Annotated in this window: 25 protein-coding genes; 13 read left to right on the top strand and 12 right to left on the bottom strand. The window is 69.3% G+C overall.

What is annotated here, in order from left to right:
• Positions 1 to 18: 18 nt before the first annotated feature.
• On the top strand, positions 19 to 1,215 hold the full coding sequence (locus ACFRIC_RS00760) for an ABC transporter ATP-binding protein (RefSeq protein ID WP_382778305.1): 1,197 nt from the start codon (positions 19 to 21) through the stop codon (positions 1,213 to 1,215).
• A 45-nt stretch (positions 1,216 to 1,260) separates the two neighbouring features.
• Here ACFRIC_RS00760 and ACFRIC_RS00765 read toward each other — a convergent pair whose 3' ends face one another.
• Positions 1,261 to 2,178, bottom strand: coding sequence for a LysR family transcriptional regulator (locus tag ACFRIC_RS00765; protein ID WP_382778306.1), 918 nt, complete (start codon positions 2,176 to 2,178; stop codon positions 1,261 to 1,263).
• A gap of 101 nt (positions 2,179 to 2,279) precedes the next feature.
• Between ACFRIC_RS00765 and ACFRIC_RS00770 the strand changes: the two genes are divergently transcribed.
• Positions 2,280 to 3,302, top strand: a complete 1,023-nt coding sequence (locus tag ACFRIC_RS00770) for an NADP-dependent oxidoreductase (RefSeq protein ID WP_382778307.1) — start codon at positions 2,280 to 2,282, stop codon at positions 3,300 to 3,302.
• A gap of 85 nt (positions 3,303 to 3,387) precedes the next feature.
• Entirely contained in the window at positions 3,388 to 4,500 is a 1,113-nt protein-coding gene (locus ACFRIC_RS00775) for an LLM class flavin-dependent oxidoreductase (RefSeq protein WP_382778308.1), read from the top strand.
• Between the two features lie 29 nt (positions 4,501 to 4,529).
• Here the strand turns inward: ACFRIC_RS00775 and ACFRIC_RS00780 are convergent, their stop codons facing one another.
• Entirely contained in the window at positions 4,530 to 4,925 is a 396-nt protein-coding gene (locus tag ACFRIC_RS00780) for a MerR family transcriptional regulator (protein ID WP_382778309.1), read from the bottom strand.
• A gap of 68 nt (positions 4,926 to 4,993) precedes the next feature.
• Between ACFRIC_RS00780 and ACFRIC_RS00785 the strand changes: the two genes are divergently transcribed.
• A complete protein-coding gene (locus ACFRIC_RS00785; RefSeq protein ID WP_382778310.1) occupies positions 4,994 to 6,208 on the top strand; it encodes an MFS transporter in 1,215 nt (404 codons plus the stop codon).
• Between the two features lie 42 nt (positions 6,209 to 6,250).
• On the opposite strand, the gene ACFRIC_RS00790 is transcribed toward ACFRIC_RS00785, so the two are convergent.
• A complete protein-coding gene (locus ACFRIC_RS00790; protein WP_382778311.1) occupies positions 6,251 to 7,084 on the bottom strand; it encodes an alpha/beta fold hydrolase in 834 nt (277 codons plus the stop codon).
• 204 nt (positions 7,085 to 7,288) lie between these two features.
• Between ACFRIC_RS00790 and ACFRIC_RS00795 the strand changes: the two genes are divergently transcribed.
• Both ACFRIC_RS00795 and ACFRIC_RS00800 read left to right on the top strand, forming a co-directional pair.
• Positions 7,289 to 7,705, top strand: coding sequence for a MarR family winged helix-turn-helix transcriptional regulator (locus tag ACFRIC_RS00795; protein WP_382778857.1), 417 nt, complete (start codon positions 7,289 to 7,291; stop codon positions 7,703 to 7,705).
• A 123-nt stretch (positions 7,706 to 7,828) separates the two neighbouring features.
• Entirely contained in the window at positions 7,829 to 8,392 is a 564-nt protein-coding gene (locus ACFRIC_RS00800; protein ID WP_382778312.1) for a hypothetical protein, read from the top strand.
• A gap of 130 nt (positions 8,393 to 8,522) precedes the next feature.
• On the opposite strand, the gene ACFRIC_RS00805 is transcribed toward ACFRIC_RS00800, so the two are convergent.
• The 6 genes from ACFRIC_RS00805 to ACFRIC_RS00830 form a co-directional block, all read right to left on the bottom strand.
• Complete coding sequence (locus tag ACFRIC_RS00805) at positions 8,523 to 10,112, bottom strand: hypothetical protein (protein WP_382778313.1); 1,590 nt, start codon at positions 10,110 to 10,112, stop codon at positions 8,523 to 8,525.
• Positions 10,113 to 10,152: 40 nt separating this feature from the next.
• Positions 10,153 to 10,455, bottom strand: a complete 303-nt coding sequence (locus ACFRIC_RS00810) for a protealysin inhibitor emfourin (protein WP_382778314.1) — start codon at positions 10,453 to 10,455, stop codon at positions 10,153 to 10,155.
• A gap of 66 nt (positions 10,456 to 10,521) precedes the next feature.
• The gene (locus ACFRIC_RS00815; protein ID WP_382778315.1) at positions 10,522 to 11,733 is read right to left on the bottom strand and encodes a M4 family metallopeptidase; all 1,212 of its coding nucleotides are present in this window, start codon (positions 11,731 to 11,733) and stop codon (positions 10,522 to 10,524) included.
• Between the two features lie 631 nt (positions 11,734 to 12,364).
• Positions 12,365 to 13,105: an HAD family hydrolase gene (locus tag ACFRIC_RS00820; protein ID WP_382778316.1), complete on the bottom strand. Its 741-nt coding sequence runs from the start codon at positions 13,103 to 13,105 to the stop codon at positions 12,365 to 12,367.
• Positions 13,106 to 13,432: 327 nt separating this feature from the next.
• The gene (locus tag ACFRIC_RS00825; RefSeq protein WP_382778317.1) at positions 13,433 to 13,879 is read right to left on the bottom strand and encodes a hypothetical protein; all 447 of its coding nucleotides are present in this window, start codon (positions 13,877 to 13,879) and stop codon (positions 13,433 to 13,435) included.
• A gap of 162 nt (positions 13,880 to 14,041) precedes the next feature.
• Positions 14,042 to 14,548, bottom strand: a complete 507-nt coding sequence (locus tag ACFRIC_RS00830) for a hypothetical protein (RefSeq protein WP_382778318.1) — start codon at positions 14,546 to 14,548, stop codon at positions 14,042 to 14,044.
• 121 nt (positions 14,549 to 14,669) lie between these two features.
• Between ACFRIC_RS00830 and ACFRIC_RS00835 the strand changes: the two genes are divergently transcribed.
• The 3 genes from ACFRIC_RS00835 to ACFRIC_RS00845 all read left to right on the top strand — a co-directional run bounded on the left by ACFRIC_RS00835 (position 14,670) and on the right by ACFRIC_RS00845 (position 17,171).
• Positions 14,670 to 15,869, top strand: coding sequence for a M48 family metallopeptidase (locus ACFRIC_RS00835; RefSeq protein ID WP_382778319.1), 1,200 nt, complete (start codon positions 14,670 to 14,672; stop codon positions 15,867 to 15,869).
• A gap of 49 nt (positions 15,870 to 15,918) precedes the next feature.
• Positions 15,919 to 16,725 carry a PIG-L deacetylase family protein gene (locus ACFRIC_RS00840; protein ID WP_382778320.1) on the top strand — a complete coding sequence of 269 codons (807 nt, stop codon included), beginning with the start codon at positions 15,919 to 15,921 and terminating at the stop codon, positions 16,723 to 16,725.
• An 80-nt stretch (positions 16,726 to 16,805) separates the two neighbouring features.
• The gene (locus ACFRIC_RS00845; protein ID WP_382778321.1) at positions 16,806 to 17,171 is read left to right on the top strand and encodes a signal peptidase I; all 366 of its coding nucleotides are present in this window, start codon (positions 16,806 to 16,808) and stop codon (positions 17,169 to 17,171) included.
• A 157-nt stretch (positions 17,172 to 17,328) separates the two neighbouring features.
• On the opposite strand, the gene ACFRIC_RS00850 is transcribed toward ACFRIC_RS00845, so the two are convergent.
• Both ACFRIC_RS00850 and ACFRIC_RS00855 read right to left on the bottom strand, forming a co-directional pair.
• A complete protein-coding gene (locus tag ACFRIC_RS00850; RefSeq protein WP_382778322.1) occupies positions 17,329 to 18,318 on the bottom strand; it encodes an aldo/keto reductase in 990 nt (329 codons plus the stop codon).
• Between the two features lie 210 nt (positions 18,319 to 18,528).
• Positions 18,529 to 19,872 carry an MFS transporter gene (locus ACFRIC_RS00855; RefSeq protein ID WP_382778323.1) on the bottom strand — a complete coding sequence of 448 codons (1,344 nt, stop codon included), beginning with the start codon at positions 19,870 to 19,872 and terminating at the stop codon, positions 18,529 to 18,531.
• A gap of 90 nt (positions 19,873 to 19,962) precedes the next feature.
• On the opposite strand from ACFRIC_RS00855, the gene ACFRIC_RS00860 reads away from it, so the two are divergent.
• Positions 19,963 to 20,724 (top strand): DeoR/GlpR family DNA-binding transcription regulator, encoded by a 762-nt coding sequence (locus tag ACFRIC_RS00860; RefSeq protein WP_382778324.1) that lies wholly within the window; start codon positions 19,963 to 19,965, stop codon positions 20,722 to 20,724.
• 238 nt (positions 20,725 to 20,962) lie between these two features.
• On the opposite strand, the gene ACFRIC_RS00865 is transcribed toward ACFRIC_RS00860, so the two are convergent.
• Complete coding sequence (locus ACFRIC_RS00865; RefSeq protein WP_382778325.1) at positions 20,963 to 21,181, bottom strand: hypothetical protein; 219 nt, start codon at positions 21,179 to 21,181, stop codon at positions 20,963 to 20,965.
• A gap of 4 nt (positions 21,182 to 21,185) precedes the next feature.
• Between ACFRIC_RS00865 and ACFRIC_RS00870 the strand changes: the two genes are divergently transcribed.
• The 3 genes from ACFRIC_RS00870 to ACFRIC_RS00880 all read left to right on the top strand — a co-directional run bounded on the left by ACFRIC_RS00870 (position 21,186) and on the right by ACFRIC_RS00880 (position 22,842).
• Entirely contained in the window at positions 21,186 to 21,443 is a 258-nt protein-coding gene (locus ACFRIC_RS00870) for a hypothetical protein (protein ID WP_382778326.1), read from the top strand.
• A gap of 213 nt (positions 21,444 to 21,656) precedes the next feature.
• The gene (locus tag ACFRIC_RS00875) at positions 21,657 to 22,412 is read left to right on the top strand and encodes a family 16 glycosylhydrolase (RefSeq protein ID WP_382778327.1); all 756 of its coding nucleotides are present in this window, start codon (positions 21,657 to 21,659) and stop codon (positions 22,410 to 22,412) included.
• Positions 22,413 to 22,443: 31 nt separating this feature from the next.
• On the top strand, positions 22,444 to 22,842 hold the full coding sequence (locus ACFRIC_RS00880) for a DUF4440 domain-containing protein (protein WP_382778328.1): 399 nt from the start codon (positions 22,444 to 22,446) through the stop codon (positions 22,840 to 22,842).
• Positions 22,843 to 22,859 lie beyond the last annotated feature (17 nt).

Below are 22,859 nucleotides of genomic sequence, written 5' to 3' on the forward strand. Positions count from 1 at the left end.
GGACAAGAAGGACCGACCGTGGCAGAGATCGTTCTCGAAGGCATCACCAAGCGCTACCCCGATGGTGCGGTGGCGGTGAAGGACGTCAACCTCAGTGTCGGGGACGGCGAGTTCGTCATCCTCGTCGGTCCCTCCGGCTGCGGTAAGTCCACCACCCTCAACATGATCGCCGGGCTGGAGGACATCACGGAGGGACGGCTCCTGATCGACGGCGAGGTCGTCAACGACAGGACTCCCAAGGACCGTGACATCGCCATGGTCTTCCAGAGCTACGCCCTCTACCCGCACATGAGTGTGCGCGACAACATGGGCTTCGCGCTCCGGCTGGCCAAGGTGGACAAGGCGACCATCCGGGAGAAGGTCGAAGAGGCCGCGCGCATCCTGGATCTGACGGACCATCTGGACCGCAAGCCCGCCAACCTCTCCGGCGGTCAGCGCCAACGCGTCGCCATGGGACGGGCCATCGTGCGCGACCCGAAGGCGTTCTTGATGGACGAGCCGCTCTCCAACCTGGACGCCAAGCTCCGCGTCCAGATGCGCACCCAGATCTCCCGCCTCCAGCAGCGCCTGGGCAGCACCACGGTCTACGTCACCCACGACCAGACCGAAGCCATGACACTCGGCGACCGGGTGGTGGTGATGCGCGGTGGGGTCGTGCAGCAGATCGGAACCCCGCAGCGGCTCTACGAGCAGCCGAAGAACCTCTTCGTCGCCGGTTTCATCGGGTCGCCCGCGATGAACTTCCTGCACGCCACCGCGGAGGGCGGCCGCCTGCACACGTCGGTGGGCGACCTCGACCTCAGCGACCGGCTGCGCCGCACGCTCGAACAGCACAACGCCCCCAGGGACTTGATCGTGGGGCTGCGCCCGGAGGCCTTCGAGGACGCCGCCCTCGTGGACCAGAGCAGGTCGGAATCGGGTACGACGTTCAGCGTGGACATCGACGTGGTCGAATCCCTCGGATCGGACGTGTACGCGTACTTCACCGAGGACGAGTGGCAGCCGACCGCCACGTCCGAGCTCGCCGAGCTGGCGGCCGACTCGGGGACGACCGACACCGGGGCGGGCGGGCATCAGATCGTCACCCGTCTCGACGCCTCCACGCGGGTCCGCGAGGGCGGCCGGGCCGAACTCTGGGTGGACACGGCCAAGATGCACGTCTTCGACCCGTCCTCCGGGGCCAACCTGACCCTGACCGAGGACTCCGACACCTGACCGAGGAGCGCGGCACCCGACCGAGGAGCCCGGCACCTGACCGGATCAGCAGTCGCCGCCGACAAGGCCCACCGCCTGCGGGACCGTCGTCCGCAGTTCCCTCACCAGTGCGCGGACCACGGCCGTCGCGGCCAGTTCGGAGGTGGTGACGTACCCGATCTGGCGTGTCGGGCGTTCGAGGCCGAGGTCGGTGATCCCCACCGTGTCCGCGGCTCCGGTCAGGGAGAGCGCCGGCATGATCGCCATGCCGTGACCGCTGCTCACCAAGGAGAGCACCGCTCCGTCGTCCTCGGCCTCGACGGTCGCCTTCGGGATCCAGTCCTGTCCCGCCCACCAGTCGCGGGTGTAGGAGCCGCAGTTCTCGGCCCAGTCGACCAGCGGCAGCGAGCGCGGAGCGGTGTGGCCCGTCGGGTGCACCAGGGCGTACGGCTCTTCGAGGAGCCGGCGGGCGACCAGGCCCGGTGGAAGCGGCACGGAGCCGCCCAGGGTGGCGATGGCCACGTCGGCTTTCCCGTCGGCCACTTCGCCCGCCGTGCCCCGCCCCACCTCGCGGACGATCCGCACCCGGGGTTCGATTCCGGGATAGCGGGCGCGCAGCCGCTGGAGGACGGGCGGCAGCAGGTGGAGGGCCGCGCTGCGGAAGGCCGCGATGCGCAGCGGTCCCTCCACGGTCTCGGACCGGGCCGCACCTCGTGCCTCGGCGGCCAGGACGTCCAGCAGGCGCAGAATACGGCGGGCGTACGCGACGGCCTTCTCCCCGGCGGGCGTGGGGCGGGCGCCGGTGCGGCCGCGGTCGAAGAGCACGGCTCCGATCGTGCGCTCGCTGCCGCGTACGGAGTGGGAGACCGCCGACTGGGTCACACCGAGTGCCTCGGCGGCGGCCGAGAAGGCTCCGGCGTCCGCGACCGCCACCAGTGTCCGCAGTTCCTGCGGGGTGAGATCGGAGTCGGTCGTGCGGGCCACGGGGCGCTCACCTCACGGTATGAGAACTGCTCATGGAAGGGTGTGTCGCATGAGGCCAACCGTCTGACCAGGTGCCGCATTCCCGTCCTACGGTCCGGGGCATGACCGAGACCGCGCTCACCGTGCACCAGACCGCCCGCCCCTCCGGCTTTCCGACCTCTGGGCACTTCGCCTTCGTCGAATCCTCGCTTCCCGAGCCGGCTGTCGGCAGCGCGCTCGTGGAGAACCTCTACTGGTCCGTCGATCCGTATCACCGCGAGATGATGGACGACATGCCCGGCGGCTTCGCGCTCGACACCCCGCTGGAGGGCCGCGCCATCGGACGGGTCATCGCCTCGCGCACGCCTGGGCTCGACGAGGGCGAGATCGTGTTCCACCGGAGGGGCTGGCGCACTCACGCGGTCGTCACGCCCGAGGAGATCCGCAGGCTGCCTCGCTTCGACAAGGTGCCCCTGACGGCGTACTTGAGCACGCTCGGCGGCACCGGCCTGACCGCCTACGTCGGCCTCACCCGGATCGCCCGGCTCCAGGAGGGCGAGGATCTCTTCGTGTCGGCCGCGGCGGGCGGGGTCGGCACGGCGACCGCGCGCTTCGCCCGACTGCTCGGTGCGGGGCGGCTCGTGGGCAGCGCCGGTTCGGCCGCGAAGGCCGGTCACCTCACACGGGAGGTGGGCTACGACGCCGTCTTCGACTACCACGACGGACCCACCGCCGATCTGCTCGCGAAGGCGGCGCCGGGCGGGATCGACGTGTTCGTCGACAACGTCGGTGGTGAGCAACTGGCCGCCGCCGTGGGAGCGTTGCGTGTGTTCGGACGCGTCGTGCGCGTCGGCACGATCAGCCAGTACAACACCGCCGGCACGTCGTCGCCTCGCTTCGACCACGCGGACATCGTGGAGAAGAGCCTTCGCATGGAGGGCTTCCTGGTCAGCAACTACATCGACCTGCAAGACGAGTTGTACGAGTTCGCGGTGCCGCATCTCCAGAGCGGCCGGCTCGCCCTGGACGAGACGGTGGTCGACGGTTTCGAGCACATCGTGGACGCGTTCCTGGGAATGCTGCGGGGCGAGAACACCGGCAAGATCATCGTGCGGGATCACACGCAGGCACCACCGGCGGCCTGAAGCCCGGCTCGTCGGCGGGGAACATCGCCTTCAGTCTGGTGACGCATTGACCTTCCCATCGGTGTGATGGTTGTGCAATCGAGTCATGGACAGGGACTTGATGGACAGCGACTCGTTTCGGTTCGGCCTGGCGTTGGAGGGCACGGGCTGGCACCCCGCGTCGTGGCTGGTGTCGCCGGTGACGGATGCGGAAGAGATCTTCGGAGGCGGCTATTGGACGAGTTGGGGCCGCGCGGCCGCGGCCGGCGGCGTCGACTTCGTCACGCTCGAGGATGGCCTGAGCCTGCAGACCGACCGCTTCGCCACCGCCGACCACGCCCGCGACCGGGTGCGCGGCAGGCTCGATCCCGTGGTCACCGCGGCGGTCCTGCTGGCGACGACGGACATCGGCGAGGTGGTGGTGTCACGCAACGTGACGCACACCGATCCGTTCCATGTGGCCGCGCAGATGGCGTCCTTGGCGGCGATCGGGCCGGGCCGGGTGGTGTGGCGGCCGCAGGTCTCCGCCGACGCGCGCGACGCCGTGGTGGTCGGCGGCCGGGCCACGCCAGGGTTGCAGCCCGAGGACGTGTACGTCCCGACCCGCATCGCGCGACGGCTGCGGGATCTCTTCCGTGACGCCGAGGACTACGTACGGACGGTGCGCGAGCTGTGGCACACGTTTCCCGGCGAGAGCCTGGGCTCCGGGGACACGTTCCTGCGCCGGGACATGGTCGCTCCGCTGGAAGTCACCGGGGCGGAAAGGTATCCGGCGGCCGGCCCGCTGACCGTTCCGGTGCTGAGTGTCCCGAGGGTCGCGGTGCTCGCCCATCACGCGTTGGAGCCCTACCGATTGGCGGCCGCCGTCGCGGACCGGGTCTTCGTCACCCCGTCCGAGGAGCATCCGATTCCCTCGCTCCTGCAGGCGTTTCGTGAGGTCGAGCGACTGACACCGGACGCGGTCGAGACCGAGGTGTACGCGGACGTCGCGGTGGTGCTGGGCGACACCCAGGAGCACGCGGAGGCCAGGCTGGCCCGGCTGAACGAGGCCGCCGGCCTTGTCTGGGCACAGGACACGTACGTGTTCGTCGGCACCACGGAGCGCCTCGCCCGGGAACTGGCCGACTGGCGCGAGCGGTTCGGGCTGCGCGGGGTTCGGCTGCGCCCCGCGGTGCTCGCGGAGGACGGCGACAGAATCGTCCACGAGCTCGTGAGGTGAGGAACTGGCTTCAGGCGCGGCGCTGTTGATCAGGCGCCGCCCGGCCGACCGGGTGCGACCGGGGCCCGGTGCTGCTCCACCTCGGCCAGGTACTCGGTCATCGCGTCGCGGTTGCGGGTGAGCGTCTCGATCCGGTCGGTGAGCTTGTCCCGCTCCGAGGTCAGCAAAGCGAGCATCTCCGGGGTGGCGTCCGGGAAGTGAATGGACCTGGGCTTGTCCAGGCACGGGAGGATCTGCTTGATGAGCCGGGTGGGCAGCCCCGCCGCCAGCAGGCCACGTATCTGCTTCACCCGGTCCGCGTTCCGCTCGTCGTAGTCGCGGTATCCGTTCGCCGACCGATCCGGCACGATCAGGCCCTGCTCCTCGTAGTAGCGCAGCAGGCGCCTGGACACTCCCGAAACGCGGGACAGTTCACCGATTCGCATCCGCTCGAGGTTAGCCGCCCGGCCCGGGCTTGACCATCACATGTATGTGAGGGTTTCACGATCAGTGCATGACGACCACAACAGCCTCTCCGACACGACGTGTTGTCCTGCCGTGGTCCGCGCTGCTGGCACTGGGCACCGCGGTCTGCATCACCAGCCTGACGGAAACCCTCCCGGCGGGCGTACTCCCCCAGATGTCCTCCTCTCTCGGCGTCAGCTCCGGCGCGGCGGGCCAGGCGGTCACCGTGTACGCCACCGGTACGGCGCTCACCGCCATTCCGCTGGCCGCCGCCACGGCGGGAATCCGGCGCAAGCCGTTGCTGCTGGGCGCCATGGCCGTCTTCCTGGTCGCGAACACCCTCACCGCCGCCGCGCCCACGTACGCGGTCCTGCTCGCCGCACGGTTCCTCGCCGGGGTCGCCGCCGGACTCGCGTGGGCGATCCTCGCCGGATACGCGCGGCACACCGCGCCCGCCGGTCAGGAAGGCCGTGCCATCGCGATCGCGATGACCGGGATCCCCCTCGCGCTGTCGCTGGGCGTTCCCGCCGGGACGCTGATCGGGGAGCAGATCGGGTGGCGCGTGTCCTTCGCCGCCGTCTCGGTGGTCACTCTCGGCGTCCTCGGGTGGATCACGTTCGGGGTTCCCGCCGTCAGCCGGCCCACGACAACCGCCGAGAAGCGGAAGCCGACCACCCTGGAGACGCTACGGGTCCCCGGCGTCACGCCCGTCATGGTCGTCGTCGTGACCTTCGTCCTCGGCCACACCGTCATCTACGCGTACATCGCGCCGTACCTGGGGCATGCCGGCCTCGGCTCCGCGGCCGACGCGATCCTGCTGGCCTTCGGCATCGCGTGCCTGGTCAGCATCTGGTACACCGGCCGTCTCATCGACGGCCGTCCGCGCGAGCTCGCGCTGACCGCGGCGACCCTGTTCACGCTCGCCACGGCCGCCTTCGCCGTCACCACGGCACAGGCCGTCGTCTGGGTGGCGGCCGTCATGTGGGGTCTGGGGTGGGGTGCCGCGCCCACGCTCCTTCAGACCGCGGCCGGTCATGCCGGGACACGCCGGAGTCCAGCGGTCGCCGACACCGCGCAGGCCATCCTCGTGACCTTGTGGAACGCGGCCATGGCGCTCGGCGGCATCATCGGCGGCCTCCTCCTGCAGCGTGTCGACGTCACCGCGGACGCGACCGCCGCGGCGGTGCTCGGAGCCCTCAGCCTGGCCGTGATCGCCCTCGCGCGACGGCACGCCTTCGCGCCGAGCCACCAGGACACACCGTGACCTGCGCCAACGGATCGCTGTCCGTGGCTCTGAAGGACACCCCTACCTCGGCACGGTGGGAGCGCCGAGGTCACCGGCGTACTTGTCGATGTGCGCGTCCAGCGCCGCGAACGTCGCTTCCGGACGCTCGATGTGCGGCAGATGGCCGGCCTCGGCGATCGGCTCGAAGCGCCCTCGGGCGAACGCCCCCGCGTAGGCCTGCCCGTACGCGGGTGTGACGATGCGGTCACTCTCACCCCAGACCAGGAGCGCCGGGATCCGCACCCGCGCGAGCCGGTTCAGGAGCTTCGGGTCGTGCATGTACGGGTCGCCGGCCAGGAGGTGGAGCGTGGCCATGTTGGCCTGCTGGACCGCGATCCGCTCCTCGGTGAGAGTGGCCGGGTCCACCGCGAAGCGGGCCGGATCGTGGAACGAGTACGCGGCGATCTCGTCCGGCCGAAGCCCGAAGATCTCGCGGACCGGCTCTCCCGGGACGGCCACGCCCGCGGCGTTGACCAGGACCAGCGAGCTGATCACCGCGCCGTCGTCGCGGAAGGCCATCTCCGCCGCGGTCCAGCCGCCGAGCGACGAGCCGACGACGAGGACGTCGCGGTGACCCTCGTCCCTGAGCCAGTGCAGATAGGCGATCGCCAGGTCGTCGACGCCGGTGAACCAGCCGGGGCGCTCGGTGCCGTTCCAGCCCGGGTGGGTGGGCACGACGGATCGCATGCCGTGCCGTTCGGCCAGATGTGCGGCTATGCCCTGGACGGTGGCGGGTCCGCCGCCACCGTGCAGGACGAGCGCGAGGCGGCCGTCGGCGGGGCCGGTCTCGGTGAGGGTGAGGGGGAGGTCGGGGCGTGAGTGGACGGTACGGGTTCGCATCTCGGTGGAGGTCATGTGCCCCACCGTATATACGCATACGTATATACGCAAGCTTAGATTCTGCACTAGGATGCAGCCATGACCGCGAACCATGAGGAACCCAGGGCCCGAAGCGCAGCCGGCACGGCCGCCACCAGGACGCCCGACGCCACCGGCACTGGCTCCGCGTCCGATCTCGCCGCTCCGGCCTCCCTGGACCCGGGCTCGTCCGCCGCCCCCGTGGATATCGAAGAGCTGGGGCGCGCCGTGAAGGAGGCGCAGTACCGGCACCACCGCGCGCTCGACACCCGTCTCTCGGCGGTCGGCACGACCCTGGCGCAGTGGGACGCGCTGCGGGCCATCGCCCGTACGCCCGGAGCATCCGCACATGAACTGGCGGTCGCCACCTTCCAGGGCGACCAGTCCTTCGGCACCCTGGCTTCCCGCCTGGCGTCCCAGCACCTCATCGAGCGTCGCCCCGGTCGCGGCCGGCGGATCGAGCACCACCTGACAGAGACCGGCGAGCGCGTCCTGGCGGCGGGGCGCACGGTCACGCGCGAGGTCCTCGCCGCGTCCTTCGACCCGTTGGACGAGACCGAACGCGCCACGCTGCTCGGGCTGTTGCGCCGCATCGGCGCTCCCACTGACGGGCTCTAGGATCGGCGACCATGGCACTCCCGCGGCTCGCGAGAGCTGACGTGCTGACCCGCGCTTCCGCCCTCGTGGCGGGCCCGTAACCCGCCCCCAGGTGGCGGCCGGTCGCCCTGTAGCGTCCGCTCCGTGATCGAACTCGACGCGCTCGTCCGGCTCTGCCCGCCGCCCGCCGATCCGCCACCCGAGGTGGACTGGGCGCGAGCCGAGCGTGCCCTGGGTGTGGCTCTGCCGGCGGACTACAAGGTGCTCGTCGAGACGTACGGCGCCGGGATCTTCGACGAGACCATCTGGCTGCTCGTCCCCGCCTCCGCCCACGACGAGTGCGACCTGCACGCGCAGACGGCGGAGCGCGACGAAATCCTGGCGGACCTTTGGGAGTTCGAGGAGAAGCCCGCCGGGCTGCGGGAGGCGGGGGCGCGGGTCCTGCCATGGGCGTTCGAGGAGGGCACCGGGGCGTTCCTGTACTGGCTGGCGCGGCCCGGTCAGCACCCCGACGAATGGACCGTGCTCTACAACGAGGGGCGCGGCCCGCTGTGGGAGCGGCACGACATGGGCTGCCTCGCCTTCTTGTCGGCGGTGCTCGGCGGGACCGCGGAAACGGAGTACTTCGGCAGCCTCCGTGAAAGGGCGAAGCCTGGAGTGCACCGCTTCGCGACGGCGGGCGCGATCTTGGGAACGGCCGGAGAGTGAGGTGTCGGGTGCTCTCGACGGATCCGTAGGCGCTTCGCGGAACGCCGGCGCTTCCGGGTCCGGGCCCGCTCCGAGTTCGGCTTCAAGGCCGGGACCGGAGCCGGGCGACGTGTCGGACGTGTCCGCCGGGTCAGACGCGGAAGTAGAGGGTTCGTTTCAGGAGACCGAGTGCCGACTGCGCCCAGGCCAGGATGTCCAAGGTGGCATCCAGGTTGCCGGGTGGCTGGTTGACGAGGGTGTCGCGACGGATGAGCCGTTCGAAGTCGACCATGACGGGGGCCGTCCGTGCGCTGCCGTCGGAGTGGCGGAACCGTACACCGGCCGTGAGCATGACGTTGATCAGCTCCTGGGCGACGATCCCGTAGGCGATGGTGGTGGGGTGCACGCCGTCCAGCGAGAACAGGCCACCGCCGGTACGTCGCGTGCCGTCGCTGGTGATGAAGCGGGAAGTCGGCTCCGGAGCAAGAGCCTGCAGTTGCGGGGGCAGTTGGTAGGGCCGCCACCAGGGCGGTCGGGCCGTCATGTCCTTCATGTACCGGCGTGACGCGAGCCGGTCGAGCAGGCCGGCCGTGTCCATGAGGAACCAGTCCGCCCCCGCCGTCCGTGCTGCTCTCACGTGGTCGGTGATGGCGTCGTTGTAGAGGTCGATGGCCCGGTCGACGTCTTCCGCCTGTTGTCCCGTGATGTGCGGGTGGATGACGTGGTCGAAGGTGTCGTCGTCGATCCAGGGGCGGGTGTAGTACGGGAAGTATCTGGACCCTGGAGCGGTCTTGCCGCCGATCCCCCGGGCGATCGGGGGAATGGTGACGTGCGGGACGGTGCACCAGATGACATGGCGAGCCGCGATCTGCCGTACTTGCGCGGCGACTTGCCTCAGCTCGTCCTTGAAGTGGACGGGATTCCAGACCGTGTACGCCTTCTTGCGCTCCAGGTCGTCGTACCCTTCGTCGCTCCACTCCACCCTGAGCTGGGTCACTGTCTGCAAGGCGTTGTTGGCCCCGAGGAAGACGATCAGGGTCTCGATTCCGTGGCCCGATCCGTCGGAACGGTCCTCGCCGAGGCGGCGGGCCGCCGACAGCAGCGTCATGGTTCCGCCCCGGTCGACGGTGCTGGAGGGCAGGACGCGCAGTGCCGCGCGGTCACCGTTGTTCTCGACGGTCTGCCGCAGCAGGTTGTCGGTGGGCGTCGCGATGGCGTCCTGGCAGATCTTGGCGCTCTTTTCGAGAACGTCGCGCAGGTCCCAGCCGTACACGGAGAGGTTGTGGTTGATGGCGTTGAGCTGCGGGACGACGGATCCCGGCCCGCGCTCCCAGTAGTCCTCGACCTCGTCCAGGAACTTGCGGGCGTGGAACAGGGCCAGCGGGACCTCCCACCAGTCCAGATCCGTGCCGAAGCGCTCCTGGAGCTCCCTCAGCAGGAGTTCGATGTTCAGGGGCAGCCCTCCGTACCCCGGGTACACGGGGAAGCGGAAGTCGGAGCCGGATCCCAGTTCGTGAGCGATGATCGCCGGGTACGACAGGTCGGTGTTGAAGACCGCTCCGCTCTGGAACCCGTGCGTGAGCGAGTCCCCGATCGTGACGAGCCGGTGGCGTGGCTCCTGTCCCGGCTCCGGGTGATCGATCGCGATGCCGAGCGTGGGATCCGTGACCGGTTCGCGTGGTGGTTGGCCCCGGCCCGCCAGGACCTCGTCAGGGGTGTGGGCGTGCATGTGGTCGGCCATGGTGTCTCCTTGGCCTGACGGGGCAGCGTGCGCGTGAGAGTCACTGCTCCGCGATGTGTTGTTCGAGCCAGCCGAGCAGGGCCGCGAACGCCGGGGACATGGCGGCGTCGGACCGGGTCAGGACGGTCGAGCGGCCCTTGTCCTCCACCGTGATCGTGTGGCTCATCGCGTCCCTGGCTCGGCTCGGTCGTTCGTGGCCGGCTTCGGAGGCGGCTGCCGCCACCAGTCGGGCCAGCTCTCCCGCGGCGGCTTCGGGCAGGGCATCGGATTCCAGTTTCTTGGGCGGAAGGCCCAGGCGGATCGCGGCCGCCTGACCTCCGTGCGCTTCCCAGGTCACCTTCATCGGGCACGCCCTTCCGGCCGGCGGGCGCCCGTCGCCGTCAGGGGCGCCCGCGTCGACCGTCCTCGGTCACTTGCCCTTCAGCGCGGTCACATCCCTGGCCAGACCCGTCACCTGGGCGGCCAGTGCGCCGATCTGTCGGCTCACGGTGGCCATTCCCTTGTCCCCGCCCGCGCCACCGTTGCGGTCGGCGGCGAGATTTCGTGCCCGGGCGATGCCTGGCAGGATCCCGCTGATCTGGATGCCGACATCCTGCCAGGCGGCCAGCACGGCCAGTTGTTCGGCGCTGTCTTCGCCGAACAACTCCGCGGACTTCCGGTACGTGGTGTTCGCGAACTCCTGGAACTGCGTCTCGACGTCGGACGCCTTGAGCGATTCGTACCAGATGAGGCCGGGAGCCTCCCAGGCGAATCCGCCGACACGCGACGCCGTCAGGAAGAACGCCTTGTTCGGGATGCCGGAGTTGATGTGCACTCCGCCGAGGTCGCCCTTCTCGGTGTCCGGCAGTCTGACGAAGTCCTCCATGTGGTCGGGCTGGGGGTCCCTGCCGAACAGGGCGTTGTCGTACGCGTGCCCCGGGGCCTTCATCGACCGCAGTGCGTCGGCGTCGATGCCCGGGGTGAAGATGTCCGGCCCGATCAGCCAGTCCGCCTCGTCGGCCGACTGCTTCAGCGACCACTGCTTGACCAGCGACCCGAAGACGTCCGACATGGATTCGTTCAGGGCTCCGGACTGGTTGTGATACTTGAGTCCCGCGGTGAGTTCGGTGACTCCGTGGGTCAGCTCATGGCCGATCACGTCGACGGATCCGGTGAAGTCGGAGAACATCCTTCCGTCCCCGTCACCGAAGACCATCTGCTGACCGTCCCAGAACGCGTTGTTGAACCTTTCGCCGAAGTGGGCGAAGGCGTCCAGGCGCATCCCCTGGCCGTCGATGGAATTGCGGTTGAACACCGCCTTGTAGAAATCACGTGTCGTTCCGAGTCCGTCGAAGGCCCGGTTGACGGACACGTCCGGGGACTCCGGGCCGTCCTCCGACCGGGCGAGCATCGCCGAGGGGAGGAAGGTGCCGTTCTGGCAGTCGAAGGCGGTCCGCCGGCCGTTGCCGGGTGTGGCGGCGGCACCGGCGAAGGATGCCCGGATCCCTCGCTCGCCCCGCAACCGAGCGGTGGTCAGCATGGTGTTCAGCGCCACCTGGCGCACTTCGCTGTCGTCGCTGCTCAGGAGCTTCTCGAGCAGGTGCGGGGGGATGATGCAGTGGAGGTGGGAGGTCCTGGTCATGGGGACACCTCGCGTACATGAGGAGAGGCGGGGAAACCTCACTCATCGGATGTGGTCGCGTGGTTGTTCTCCGCGTTCGGAACGATCACTGTTTCGGAACGTCCGGAACGATCACTCTTCGGACGGTTCGGAACGATCACTCTTCGGACCGTTCGGAACGATCACTGATCGGAACAATCACGCCGATCCCGACTGGAGCTCGCCCTCGTCGATCGTCTGCGCCGGAGGCGGAGCATCGACGGTGTCGATCGCCAGGCGGACGGTTGTGCTGTGACCGGGCAATCGCGTCTGACGCGCCGGGCCCCACCTGCTCCGCACCTCGGTACGGCGAGGTGAACTCCGGGATGCCGGCTCAGCCGTGTAGCGAGCGGTCTCACTGTCTCCGCTTCGTGCGCAGGACCGAAGAGGTGAGAACCGTGTCTACTTCGAGTATCCGCTCGGCGCCATCGACGCGCACCCCGGGCGAGGCGCTTTTCTCTGCCAGTCACGGACCCGGCCGACAGCTTTCCTCAGGCAACAACTTCCGTGTGCGCCCGCTGATTTCGCGCGGAGAGCCGGTGGTCACGATCACGCCGTGGCTCTGCGTGGACCTGCTCAGGTCCAGGGGGCTGAAGTGGTGGGGCAGGCGCGTTCAACCCGCTGACGCCCAGGAGGGGCCGAAGGTGTCGAGTCCGCCGACAGCCGCTTCGTGTGCCCCAGCGGGGGCGACGGGGCGATCGTCGGGGAGGGGAAGGGTGTCCGCTTCCTCCACGGAATGCCGCAAGTCGACCGTGAAACCGGCCTGTTCGAGTGCCGTGGCTCCGGCCGTGCTCGCCATCGCCGGCACGAGTCGGGCAGAGGCTACGTGCAGGGGCACGACCTCGGTCCGGTTCGCGGCGGCCTCCAGATCGGTCAGCCCTTGGCCCTCGGACAGCTCGATCCGCGCCCAGAACACGGGGCGGTTCTCCACGGCGGCTCGGGTGAACACGGGGTGAGGCGCGGTACGCAGGCCGGCTTCCCTCGCGAACGCGCGCTCCTGAGGATCCTCACCGACGAAGACGCAATCGCCGGCCGCCGAGGGTGGTGACCCCGGTGACTCCTCCCCCGCCGTGCCGGCGACTGCCTCGTCGAAGATCTCCCGGCTGCCCTTGGAGCCCCAGTGCACGAGCACGTCGTCCGTGAAGCGACCGGGGAACGCCGTCTGCAGGGCGGAGAAGGCGCGCTCGGCGGCACCTTCACCGGGACCGGGGTTGGAGATGACGCCCATGCGTACGTCGCGGAACTCATCGAGTACGGCGAGGACACGCGGCCGGGGCACCAACGTCAGCGAACCGTCCGCCTCCACGCGGGCGTCCGCCAAAGTCGCCCCTATGTCGAAGAAGAGGACGGTCATCTCGATGCCTCCGCGGAGTCGACCCGGATCTGCATTCGGCACGCGCCCAGAGGAACTGTCATAGCGGGAAGGCCCGTTCGGGAGCGAACCCCGCTGCTGAGGGACGAGCGTCGCCCAGTGCGGGACCTTGAGGCCCGCGCCGTCCCCCGACGACCGCGCAGGCGCTCCGAGCAGGGACTCCCGGCTTCTCCATGGTCCCTCTTCGGTTGCGCTTCCGCATCCCGGGATGTATGCGAATGCCTTTCGACTGCTGACAGTTGAAGGGGATACGGAGTGCGGGGATCGCCGTACGCCGGGGAGATCTCTCCGCGACGGCGGCCCGAGGGCCTACACCTGTTCCTGGTACACCCTGATCTCGACAGGTTCGAGTCTGCGGATCACGGTCCACGCCGGCCGCTGGGTCAACCCGTGGGCCCACTGTTCGAGGTCGTCGCCTCCGGCCCCGTGAAAGAACCACGAGTTGAAGCTTCCCAGGGCCTCCAGAGCGGGTGCGAGTCCGTAGCGAAGCTCGCAGTGGACTTGAACGTAGTGGTCGTGATCACCGCTGTTGTCGGTGACCTCGAATTGACGGACGAGGTCGAGCGTGAACGTCGGAGGACCGTCGAACGCGTGCGTCCCGTACTGAAACAGGAGGCCGTCGGCATCAGGTGCGTCCGAGAGGTGGAACGACCGCCGCCCGAAGCGAAGGAAGGCGAGCCAGGCGTCTTCAGTGACGGGACCGGCAAGCGTCGCGGCCCCCAGCTCGCCCTCAAGCGCCTCCACGACCTCGTCCATCGACGGTCTCGGTGTCACGTCCACCCTCCTCAAATGCATCCAGTCTGAGCCCGCTCAACGCACTGAGTCGTAGCCTCTGTTCATGCCTTCGGCAGGCACAGGAGCGATCATCTCCCAGCCAACGCCCCTACATGTGAGGGCCATCTGGATGAACAAGCCACCTCATCTCAACGAGTGACGCTGGTAGCGCTCATCGGGCGGCTCGAATTCCAGCCCGTTTTCATCGAGGGCGTTGTAGACGGTGAGTTGGCCGCGGGGAAAGTGGAAGCCCACTGCGACTGTTCCTTGCGCCATGTCACTCCCGATCCACTCGAGGAGCTCAACGTCCTGAAGGGCTTGGCCCTCGAATTCCTGCAGTTCGGGGTACATCCCCTGGCGCCACTCGAGATCGAAATCGGCCCACACGACGGGCCGACGTGGGTCGATCGTGTTCCAGGTGATCGAGAGGTCGTCGAACTTCTGATGGTTGATCTCGACCTGCTCTCCGCTGAAGTCCAACAGGACCGGACCATCGGATAACCACGCGTTGGCCTGCATGTCCCAGACCAACCAGACATGGGACAACGAGCGGCCAATGAGTGCCCGCAGTTGTCGCGCGTGGCTTGCCGCGACCGCCGATCGGCCGTTCAGCCAGTGCGGTCGGTAGCTTTCGATCCCGAAGTTGAACACGTCGGGATCTTCCCAGAAGGAGACAGCTCATAGGCGTGATGACGCCTTGGCAACGCTGCGCGAGGGGAGGAGGATGCCGCCTTCGGTGACCGTCGGGGGGAGCGGCATGCGGGGTCGAGGGGTGGCTGCTGAGGTCGAGGACGAGCCTGACATACCGTTCCGGGAGCGCTTATCCACGGCTGCCGCCTATGGCGTCGCCTCTCTGCTGCACATCCTGACCGCGAGTTTGCTGTTAGGCGGTCTGTCGCTGATCGTTCTTCGGCTCACGACGGTGGTCCAGCCGCTCATCGGACTGGTGCTGGTGCTGTGCGCCGTCCTCCTGCGGCCCCGTGTCGACAGACTCGACCCGGATCTGCCCACGCTGTCGCGGCAAGAAGCGCCCGCCTTGTACGACCTGTTGGACGAGATAGGTGATGAGCTGGGCGTACGACGCCTCGACGTCGTACAGCTCAGCACCGATTTCGCCGTACGAGCCACCTCCTACGGCATACGACGCCGACGGCGGCTGGTGCTCGGCTATCCCCTCTGGCTGACCTTTGCGCCTCAGCAGAAAGTCGCCGCTCTCGCACATGAACTGGGGCACTTCGCATCTCACGATGTCCGACGCGGGGCACTGGTCGGGAGCGCGCTCGCCGCACTGGCCGGTGGAGCGGAACAGATGGAGCATCGGGCCATCACGGCGGACGCTGCCTTCGACACGTCCCCGCTCTCCCGGTACGCCGACGAGATGGCCGTGGCGGCCGTCCGGTTCAAGGCCCATGGCCGCACTGCGGACTGGGCCCTGTGGATCCCAGGCCTGCTGATGAAGGGTGCTGCTCGGCTGCTGGCGGGACTGACAAGGCCAAGCGCCCGACGCGCAGAGTTCGAAGCGGACGCGGCGGCTGCTCGTGTCGCGTCCACCGAGGCGGCTGTCGCAGCTCTGCATGACCGACGACTGGCCGACGGCGTCACCATAGAGATGCACCGACTGGCCGTCACAGCGCAGACGTTCGGCTGGACCGGCAGTGCCCAGAACGTGGACCAGGAGTTCTGGACGAAGGTCGGCACACACGCGGCATCACTGCGCGCCAGCGCGCGGAGCACGGCCGATGGCGTCATCCCGAGCAATGGGGTCCTCATAGATTCCGCCCCACCGAGCGGGCAGGACGAGGGCTCCGGTCTTCCAGACAGTGGCGTGCGCGTGACGCGGTTGTCCATGGGGACGACCCACGCAGCCACCGTCACGCTCGACACGGCCCGGGCCGACGCCATAGAGGCCGAACTCCACGAACAGAAGCGCCTGCTGGCTCGAAGGATCGTTCAAGACTGCGTCCAGGAGTGAACCTGTCGCCTGCAGCCAGCTTGAGTTCAGCCCATCATGAGAAATGAGGATGCATCTCATAGCGACGCCCACGTCCGCGACAGGTTCTGGTTTCCCCTCGGTGCTCGGAATCTTCGCCCACCCCGATGACGAGAGTCTGCTTGCCGGTGGCGTGCTCGCCCAACATGCAGCCGCCGGCGCCCGCACGTCCGTAGTCACCGCCACCTGGGGCCGGGACACCGGGCGGGCCGACGAACTCGCCAGAGCCCTGACCGCTCTGGGGGCAGGCACACCGCGCATGCTCGGGTACGGCGACGCCCGCAACCTGTCGTCGGCGCCCGGTCGAACCCGATGGTGCGACGTGAACCTGGACGACGCCGTCGCCCAAATCGTTTTGCACATCAGGGAGTTCCGCCCTGATGTCGTGGTGACCCATGATGCGCTCGGTCAGCTCACCGGCCACCCGGACCACCGTCGCACCCACCAAGTGGCTCTGCTCGCCGTGGAGGCCGCGGGATTCGGCCGGCTTCACCCCGAGGCGGGTGAGCCGTGGCGAACGGGTGCGCTCTACGCGGCCACGCACCCGGACTCCGGTGTCGCCGGCCTCGGGTCGCTGTTGCGAAGTGTCGGAAAGACGCTGCTCAGCGTGCCGGACGAGGACGTGGCCGCCGTCGTGGACGTGACGCCATGGGTGCCACAGAAGTGGTCCGCCATCTGCTCGCACCAGAGCCAGCTTCAGGGCGAGCGACCGCTCCCCGCACTGCTGTCCCGCATACAGGAGCCGAGCCGCGTCCGGATCCTGTCCACCGAATACTTCACCCGTATCGGCACGACCTCAGCCGCACGGCCGGCCGTTCAGCCGATGCTCACGGTCTGATCCTCGACGCCCCGCCCACGCCTCCGCGCCTTCCAGCCTGTTGCGAATGGCTGATGGCGCCGACTGCTACCTTCCGAGCCATGACCGACAGCGTGTATGTGGGCAACGCGGGCCAGGACGCCGCACTGGACCGGGGGTGGCTGCTGGGGCATTTCAAGGATGTCTCCGATCCTCGGCACAGTGAGGACGTGGAGATCAAATGGGGTGTCCACCCGCGGGGCGATGAGCGGGGGCAGTGGGTGACGGGTGAGGAGCGGACCGCGCTGCTGGTCCTCATCAGTGGGCGTTTCCGGGTGGAACTGCCCGGGCGCAGCGTGCTGTTGGCCGAGCAGGGCGACTACGTCGTGTGGGGGCGGAGCGTCGATCACTCCTGGTTCGCGGAGGAGGAGTCGGTCGTTCTCACAGTCCGCTGGCCCTCGCTCCCCGGTTACAAGGCGACCGATTAGGGCGATCGGCCGTTCGTCCGAGTCGTTTCTCGTCCGCGCCGCCACCGGCGCCCGAGCGTCCTGGCGCCGCGGCCGGGGGCGGGACCCTCGGCCGCGGCAAAGGCGGCGGTTCCGGTGACGGCAGGATCGGGCGCGGCAGCGGCCGCCGACGGCCGGGCTAGCGGTTGACGGATCGCATGCCGGCCTCGTCGTAGCGCTCTCCCGACGCCTCGGGCAGCTCCGCGTCGATTCGGGCCAGGTCGTCCTTGGTCAGCTCGATGTCGACCGCGGCGGCGTTCTGCTCCAGGTAGGTGCGGCGCTTGGTGCCCGGGATCGGCACCAGGTGCTCGCCCTGGGCCAGTACCCAGGCGATGGCGAGCTGAGCCGGGAGCACGTCCTTCTCGGCGGCGATCTCCTTGACCTTCGCGGCGAGCCGCATGTTCGCCTCGATGTTGGCGTCCTGGAAGCGCGGGTTCTGGCGGCGCCAGTCGTTCGCGTCCAGCTCGTCCGGCGAGCTGAACCGGCCGGCGAGGAAGCCGCGGCCGAGCGGCGAGTACGGCACGAAGCCGATTCCCAGCTCACGGCAGGCGGGCAGCACCTCGGCCTCCACGTCCCGGGACCACAGCGAGTACTCGCTCTGCACCGCGGTGATCGGGTGCACGGCGTCGGCGCGCCGGATGGTCTCCGCGCTCGCCTCGCTCAGGCCGATGGCCCGCACCTTGCCCTCGGCGACCAGCTCGCCCAGCGCGCCGACCGTCTCCTCGATGGGGACGTTCGGGTCGACCCGGTGCTGGTAGTACAGGTCGATGTAGTCGGTGCCCAGACGCTGCAAGGAGCCGTGGACCGAGCTGCGGACGTGCTCGGCCGAGCCGTCCTGCGGGCCGACCGTGCTGATGTCGCCGGGTACGGCGTCGTCCATCCGGTAGTTGAACTTCGTCGCGATCACGTACTCCTCGCGGCGCCCCCGGATCGCTTCGCCGACGAGCGACTCGTTGGTGAGCGGCCCGTACATCTGCGCGGTGTCGAGGAAGTTCACCCCGATGTCGAGGGCACGCCGGATGGTCGCGATCCCCTCGTCCTGGTCCGTGGATCCGTAGAAGGCGGACATGCCCATGCATCCCAAACCGATGGCTGATACCTGAAGGTCCCGCAGGCTGCGCTTCTGCATGCCGTCTCCCAGTTTTCTCTGCACACGCGTCATGTCGTTCGTCGGGCCGCGAAGCCCTTCATCCATCTAGCGACGATTTCCGCGGCCGGGCATCCGCTGAGGGGCCGGGGCCACAGGTTCCGTGCGCCATGGTGTCTGCGACGCTACGACCTGGAGCGCACTCCAGCGCAAGTCGGCTCCCGGGCGGCCCGGGCCCGCCTTGAACACGGGTCAGTGACCGACCGGCGCCAGATCCTTCCGGGGCGTGCTGTCGGACCCCGTGCGCAGGATCCCGGCGGCCGCGGCGGTGGTCACACACAGCAGGGTCAGCAGGACGAAGGCGTGGTTCAGGGCGACGAGGTGGGTCAGCCAGCCGATCACGGCAGGGCCGGCGAGCATGCCGACGTAGCCGAGGCCGGCGACGCGGGAGACGTTGGCGCCGGCGGCCGCGGGGTCGGCGTGCCCGGCCGCGCTGAACAGTTGCGGGACCGTGCCCGACAGACCCAGGCCGAAGAGTGCCCAGCCCGCGAACGCGGTCCACATCCAGGGACCGAGTGCCACGAGCGTGATGCCGACGGCCGCCATGGCCGCGCCGTGGCGCAGGATCGCCATGGAGCCGAAGCGGGCCACGAGGCGGTCGGCGAGCAGCCGGCCGATGGTCATGGCCGCGGCGAACGTGCCGTAGGCGAACGCGGCCGTGGCGGCAGGCGCGCCGAGGACGTCCTTGAGGTGCAGGGCGCTCCAGTCGTTGGCGGCGCCCTCGCACAGCATGACCATCAGCGCCAGGACGGCGAGGAGCCAGACGCGTCCCTTCCCGCCACGGGGCGGTACGGCCGGTGATGTCTCGGCCGGGGATGCATCGGCCTCCTCTGCGGAGGGGGAGCAGGAGGGGGAACCGGAGCGGGAATCAGCCCCGTCCCCGGACACGGACTCAGGCCCGGACCCGGCCCGGGATCCGGACCCTGCCTCCGCCCCACGCCCGGGGTCACGGTCGGAAGCCACGGCAACAGCGGCGGGAGCCGTAGGCAGCAGGGCGCGCGCCGACGCGAGGGCGATCACGATGGCCACCGCTCCCAGCGCGGCCATGCTCGGAACCGGGTCCAGCCCGGCGCTCGCGGCCCCGGCCGCGACGAGGGCGGCGATGACACCGCCGACGGAGAACGTGGCGTGGAAGCCCGACATGACGGGGCGGCCGTACGCCTTCTCCACGTGGACGGCGTGGGCGTTCATGCTCACGTCCAGGGCGCCGTTGCAGAACCCGAAGACCAGCAGCGCTCCCGCCAGTGTCCACGGGGACTGGGCGAGACCGGGCAGCACCAGGGCCGCGCCGCACAGCACTCCGCCGGCCGGGACCACGACGCGTGCGCCGAGGCGGTCGGTCAGGGGGCCGGCCACCTGCATCCCGGCGAAGGCCCCGAGCCCGAGGAGGACCAGCAGGCCGCCCAGTGTCGCGTGGCTGACGCCCACGCGCTCCTCCGCGGCGGGGATGTGCACCACCCAGGCGCCCATGAGGGTGCCGCAGAGGACGAAGTAGACGTAGGTCGCCACGCGGGCGGCTCGAAGCGAAGGTTGCATGCCGCTCACCGTAACGAACGATTTCAATGTTCGAAAGCCCGGTTCTCGAACACGTTGCATGTTCATTGTGGCGTGGTGTTCAATCCCGGTATGAGCAACGCAGAGCGGCACGGGCTGATCGCGAAGGCCGTCAGGGACTCCGGCGGCGCCACGGTCCAGGAGCTCGCGGAGCTGACCGGCGCCTCGGAGATGACCATCCGGCGCGACCTCGACGCCCTGGCCGGCCAGGGTGTCCTCGAACGCGTCCGCGGCGGCGCGCGCACCCTGCTGCTCAGGGGCGAGGAGCCCCCGTTCGCGCTGCGCACCACCGAGTCGGTCGACGCCAAGCGCCGGATCGCCGCCGAGGTCGCCGCGCTCATCGCCGACGGCGAGAGCGTCCTGCTGGACAGCGGCACGACCTGCCTGGAGGTCGCGCGCCTTCTGCGCGAGCGCCCCGTCACCGTGATGCCGCTGTCCCTGCAGGCCATCCATCTGCTCGGCGAGTCGCCCGGCCCGGCAACGCTGGTGGTGCCGGGCGGACAGCCCCGCGCCGCCGAGGGCGCCCTCATCGGTCCGCTCACCCTGGCCTCCCTGGCGGCCCTGCGGTTCGACACCGCCGTCATGGGCTGCTGCGGACTGAGTGCGGCCGACGGCCTGACCGCGTACGACCTCGACGAGGCCGCGGTGAAGAAGGCGGGCGTCGCCTCGTCGCGTCGCGTGGTCCTCGCCACGGACGGCAGCAAGTTCGGCCGCACCGCCTATGCCTACGTCGGCCCCTCGACCCTGATCCACACCCTCGTCACCGACACGACCGCACCCGCCGAGGAGTTGGCCGCGCTCGAAAGCGGCGGCACCCTCGTCAAAACCGTGTGACCACCCCGGTGCGCCCCCTCGACCTCCGGGCGGACAGTCGGCGAGTCCCGCGGACACAGGCCCTCCCGCATCGTGCGCCGAGACGGTCGGCCGACCCTTGCGCGAGTGGGCGACACGGCCCTGCGTAGGGTGGTGACATGCACATATGGGGGCGCAGGCTCAGATTCACCGCGGTGTCGGCACTGGTCGTGCTGGCCTTGACCGGGTTCTCGTCGGGTCGTCACGGGAGCCGCAGCCATCACAGCGGGGGCGGTTGCAGCAGTTCCAGCCAGGACCACGACAGTTCGTCCACGTCGGGCGGCGGCTCGTCCAGCGGCGGTTCGTCCGGCAGCGGCGACGACTCCGGTACGAGTACGGGTGACAGCGGCGGAGCCACGTACCGCTCCCGCCCCACCCACCGTTCGACCACCGCCGCGCCCTCCCCCAGCCGTGCCGCCGAGCCCCTGAAGGACGGCACTGCCGTGCTCATCCACTGCGCGAGCGCGGACGACCCGTACGCGACCGTCGAGATCAGGAATCCGAACGGACGCGACGGCGTCTTCGCCCTGAAGATCAGCTTCAAGGACCGGAACGGCTCCGCCATCATGGACAGCGGCGATCAGGTGTCGGTGCCCGCGAAGGGCAAGACGACCTACCGGGTCCCCGCGGCCGGTGCCGGGGCCGGCGTGGAGCTGATCGATCACTGTGAGGTCGATCGACGGGCCACGGCCGTCCGATAAAACACCCCGCGGAACTCACCGCGTCCGGGGACCGCTCGGATACTCCTGCGCCCCCGCGACGACGGTGAGACCGCGGCTGTTCGTTCATGTCCGGAACGAATGAAGCAACTCGTGCCGCAAGTCTTGTCAGGTTCTGAACAGGCTCCTACGTTCCGAATGGGTGCGTGGGACCGCTCCCACGCGCCGTCTCACCCATCGAGCAACGGAGCTCCGATGACGACAACCTTCGTAAGGCCCAGGTGGTTCGCGGGCCTCGTACGGCCCAAGTGGTTCGTAGGCGCCGTGTTCGCCGCCTGCGTGATGCTCATCGCGACGCAGCAGCCCGCCCACGCCGGCACCTGGGGCGCGGCGCAGACCGTCAACTCCTGGAACGTCATCAGCGGCAGGTGGACCGCCAACAACGAGTTGGAGACGTACACGCCGGACTGTGTCTGGTACGACGGCGGCACCCTGATGATCAAGACGTACAACGCCGGTGGCGGGGTCTACCGCTCCGGCCGTGTGGAGTCGAAGGCCCTCTACGGGTACGGCACGTACAGCTTCACCGCGAACATGCCCAGCGGACGGGGACTGCTTCCCGCGGTCTGGGCGGCCTATCTCAACCCCTGGCTCCCCGAGATCGACGCGGCCGAGATCGTCGGGTCCAACCCCAACACCGTCTACCAGACCTTCCACGACACCAGCAACGCGCAGACCCAGTGGGCCGTGAACAACTCGGGTGGCTGGACCAACAGCTTCCACGTCTACGCGTTCAGCTGGTGGCCCGACCACATCGACTTCTGGGTGGACGGCGCCTTCCAGGGGACCAAGTGGTACACCACCGCTCCGGGCGTCGGCATGCACTTCATCGTCAACACCGCGGTGGGCGGCGACTGGCCGGGCAACCCGGACTCCTCGACCTGGGCCACCGCGGACGGTGCCCGCTACCTCAAGGTCTCCGCGATCACGTACACCCCGTACTACCCCTGAGCCGCCCCCTCCCGGCTGTTACCGTCGCGCCATGTCCAAGAGCGAGATAGACGCACTGACCACCGAGTTCTTCGGCGCCTTCGACAACCGGGGCGGCAAGGCCGCCGACGTGGCCCGGATCAGGCGGCTCGTTCTCCCGGACGGGGTGATCGTCAAGACCGGCCCCGAATTCACCGCCTACACGGTGGAGGAGTTCATCGAGCCCCGTCGGGAGCTGCTGGCCGACGGCCGCCTGGTCGAGTTCTCCGAGTGGGAGACCTCCGAACGGACGGAGATCGCGGGAGACATCGCTTCCCGGTTCAGCACCTACCGCAAGTCCGGGATCCTGGACGGCCGGCGGTTCGAGGGAGAAGGCACCAAGACCATCCAGTTCGTGCGCACCTCGCAGGGCTGGCGGATCACCGCGGTCGCCTGGTACGACCAGCCCTGACCACATCTGGCCGTACA

Origin of the sequence: Streptomyces sp. NPDC056738 (assembly GCF_042790435.1) — a bacterium.
Classification (GTDB): domain Bacteria; phylum Actinomycetota; class Actinomycetes; order Streptomycetales; family Streptomycetaceae; genus Streptomyces.

What these genes read in the sequence shown, in the direction of transcription:
- ACFRIC_RS00770 (WP_382778307.1), top strand. Translation starts at nt 2,280, where the DNA reads ATGACCGAGACCGCGCTCACCGTGCACCAGACCGCCCGCCCCTCCGGC.
- ACFRIC_RS00775 (WP_382778308.1), top strand. Translation starts at nt 3,388, where the DNA reads ATGGACAGGGACTTGATGGACAGCGACTCGTTTCGGTTCGGCCTGGCG.
- ACFRIC_RS00780 (WP_382778309.1), bottom strand. Translation starts at nt 4,925, where the DNA reads ATGCGAATCGGTGAACTGTCCCGCGTTTCGGGAGTGTCCAGGCGCCTG.
- ACFRIC_RS00785 (WP_382778310.1), top strand. Translation starts at nt 4,994, where the DNA reads ATGACGACCACAACAGCCTCTCCGACACGACGTGTTGTCCTGCCGTGG.
- ACFRIC_RS00790 (WP_382778311.1), bottom strand. Translation starts at nt 7,084, where the DNA reads ATGACCTCCACCGAGATGCGAACCCGTACCGTCCACTCACGCCCCGAC.
- ACFRIC_RS00805 (WP_382778313.1), bottom strand. Translation starts at nt 10,112, where the DNA reads ATGGCCGACCACATGCACGCCCACACCCCTGACGAGGTCCTGGCGGGC.
- ACFRIC_RS00810 (WP_382778314.1), bottom strand. Translation starts at nt 10,455, where the DNA reads ATGAAGGTGACCTGGGAAGCGCACGGAGGTCAGGCGGCCGCGATCCGC.
- ACFRIC_RS00815 (WP_382778315.1), bottom strand. Translation starts at nt 11,733, where the DNA reads ATGACCAGGACCTCCCACCTCCACTGCATCATCCCCCCGCACCTGCTC.
- ACFRIC_RS00820 (WP_382778316.1), bottom strand. Translation starts at nt 13,105, where the DNA reads ATGACCGTCCTCTTCTTCGACATAGGGGCGACTTTGGCGGACGCCCGC.
- ACFRIC_RS00825 (WP_382778317.1), bottom strand. Translation starts at nt 13,879, where the DNA reads ATGGACGAGGTCGTGGAGGCGCTTGAGGGCGAGCTGGGGGCCGCGACG.
- ACFRIC_RS00840 (WP_382778320.1), top strand. Translation starts at nt 15,919, where the DNA reads ATGCATCTCATAGCGACGCCCACGTCCGCGACAGGTTCTGGTTTCCCC.
- ACFRIC_RS00845 (WP_382778321.1), top strand. Translation starts at nt 16,806, where the DNA reads ATGACCGACAGCGTGTATGTGGGCAACGCGGGCCAGGACGCCGCACTG.
- ACFRIC_RS00850 (WP_382778322.1), bottom strand. Translation starts at nt 18,318, where the DNA reads ATGCAGAAGCGCAGCCTGCGGGACCTTCAGGTATCAGCCATCGGTTTG.
- ACFRIC_RS00855 (WP_382778323.1), bottom strand. Translation starts at nt 19,872, where the DNA reads ATGCAACCTTCGCTTCGAGCCGCCCGCGTGGCGACCTACGTCTACTTC.
- ACFRIC_RS00860 (WP_382778324.1), top strand. Translation starts at nt 19,963, where the DNA reads ATGAGCAACGCAGAGCGGCACGGGCTGATCGCGAAGGCCGTCAGGGAC.
- ACFRIC_RS00875 (WP_382778327.1), top strand. Translation starts at nt 21,657, where the DNA reads ATGACGACAACCTTCGTAAGGCCCAGGTGGTTCGCGGGCCTCGTACGG.
- ACFRIC_RS00880 (WP_382778328.1), top strand. Translation starts at nt 22,444, where the DNA reads ATGTCCAAGAGCGAGATAGACGCACTGACCACCGAGTTCTTCGGCGCC.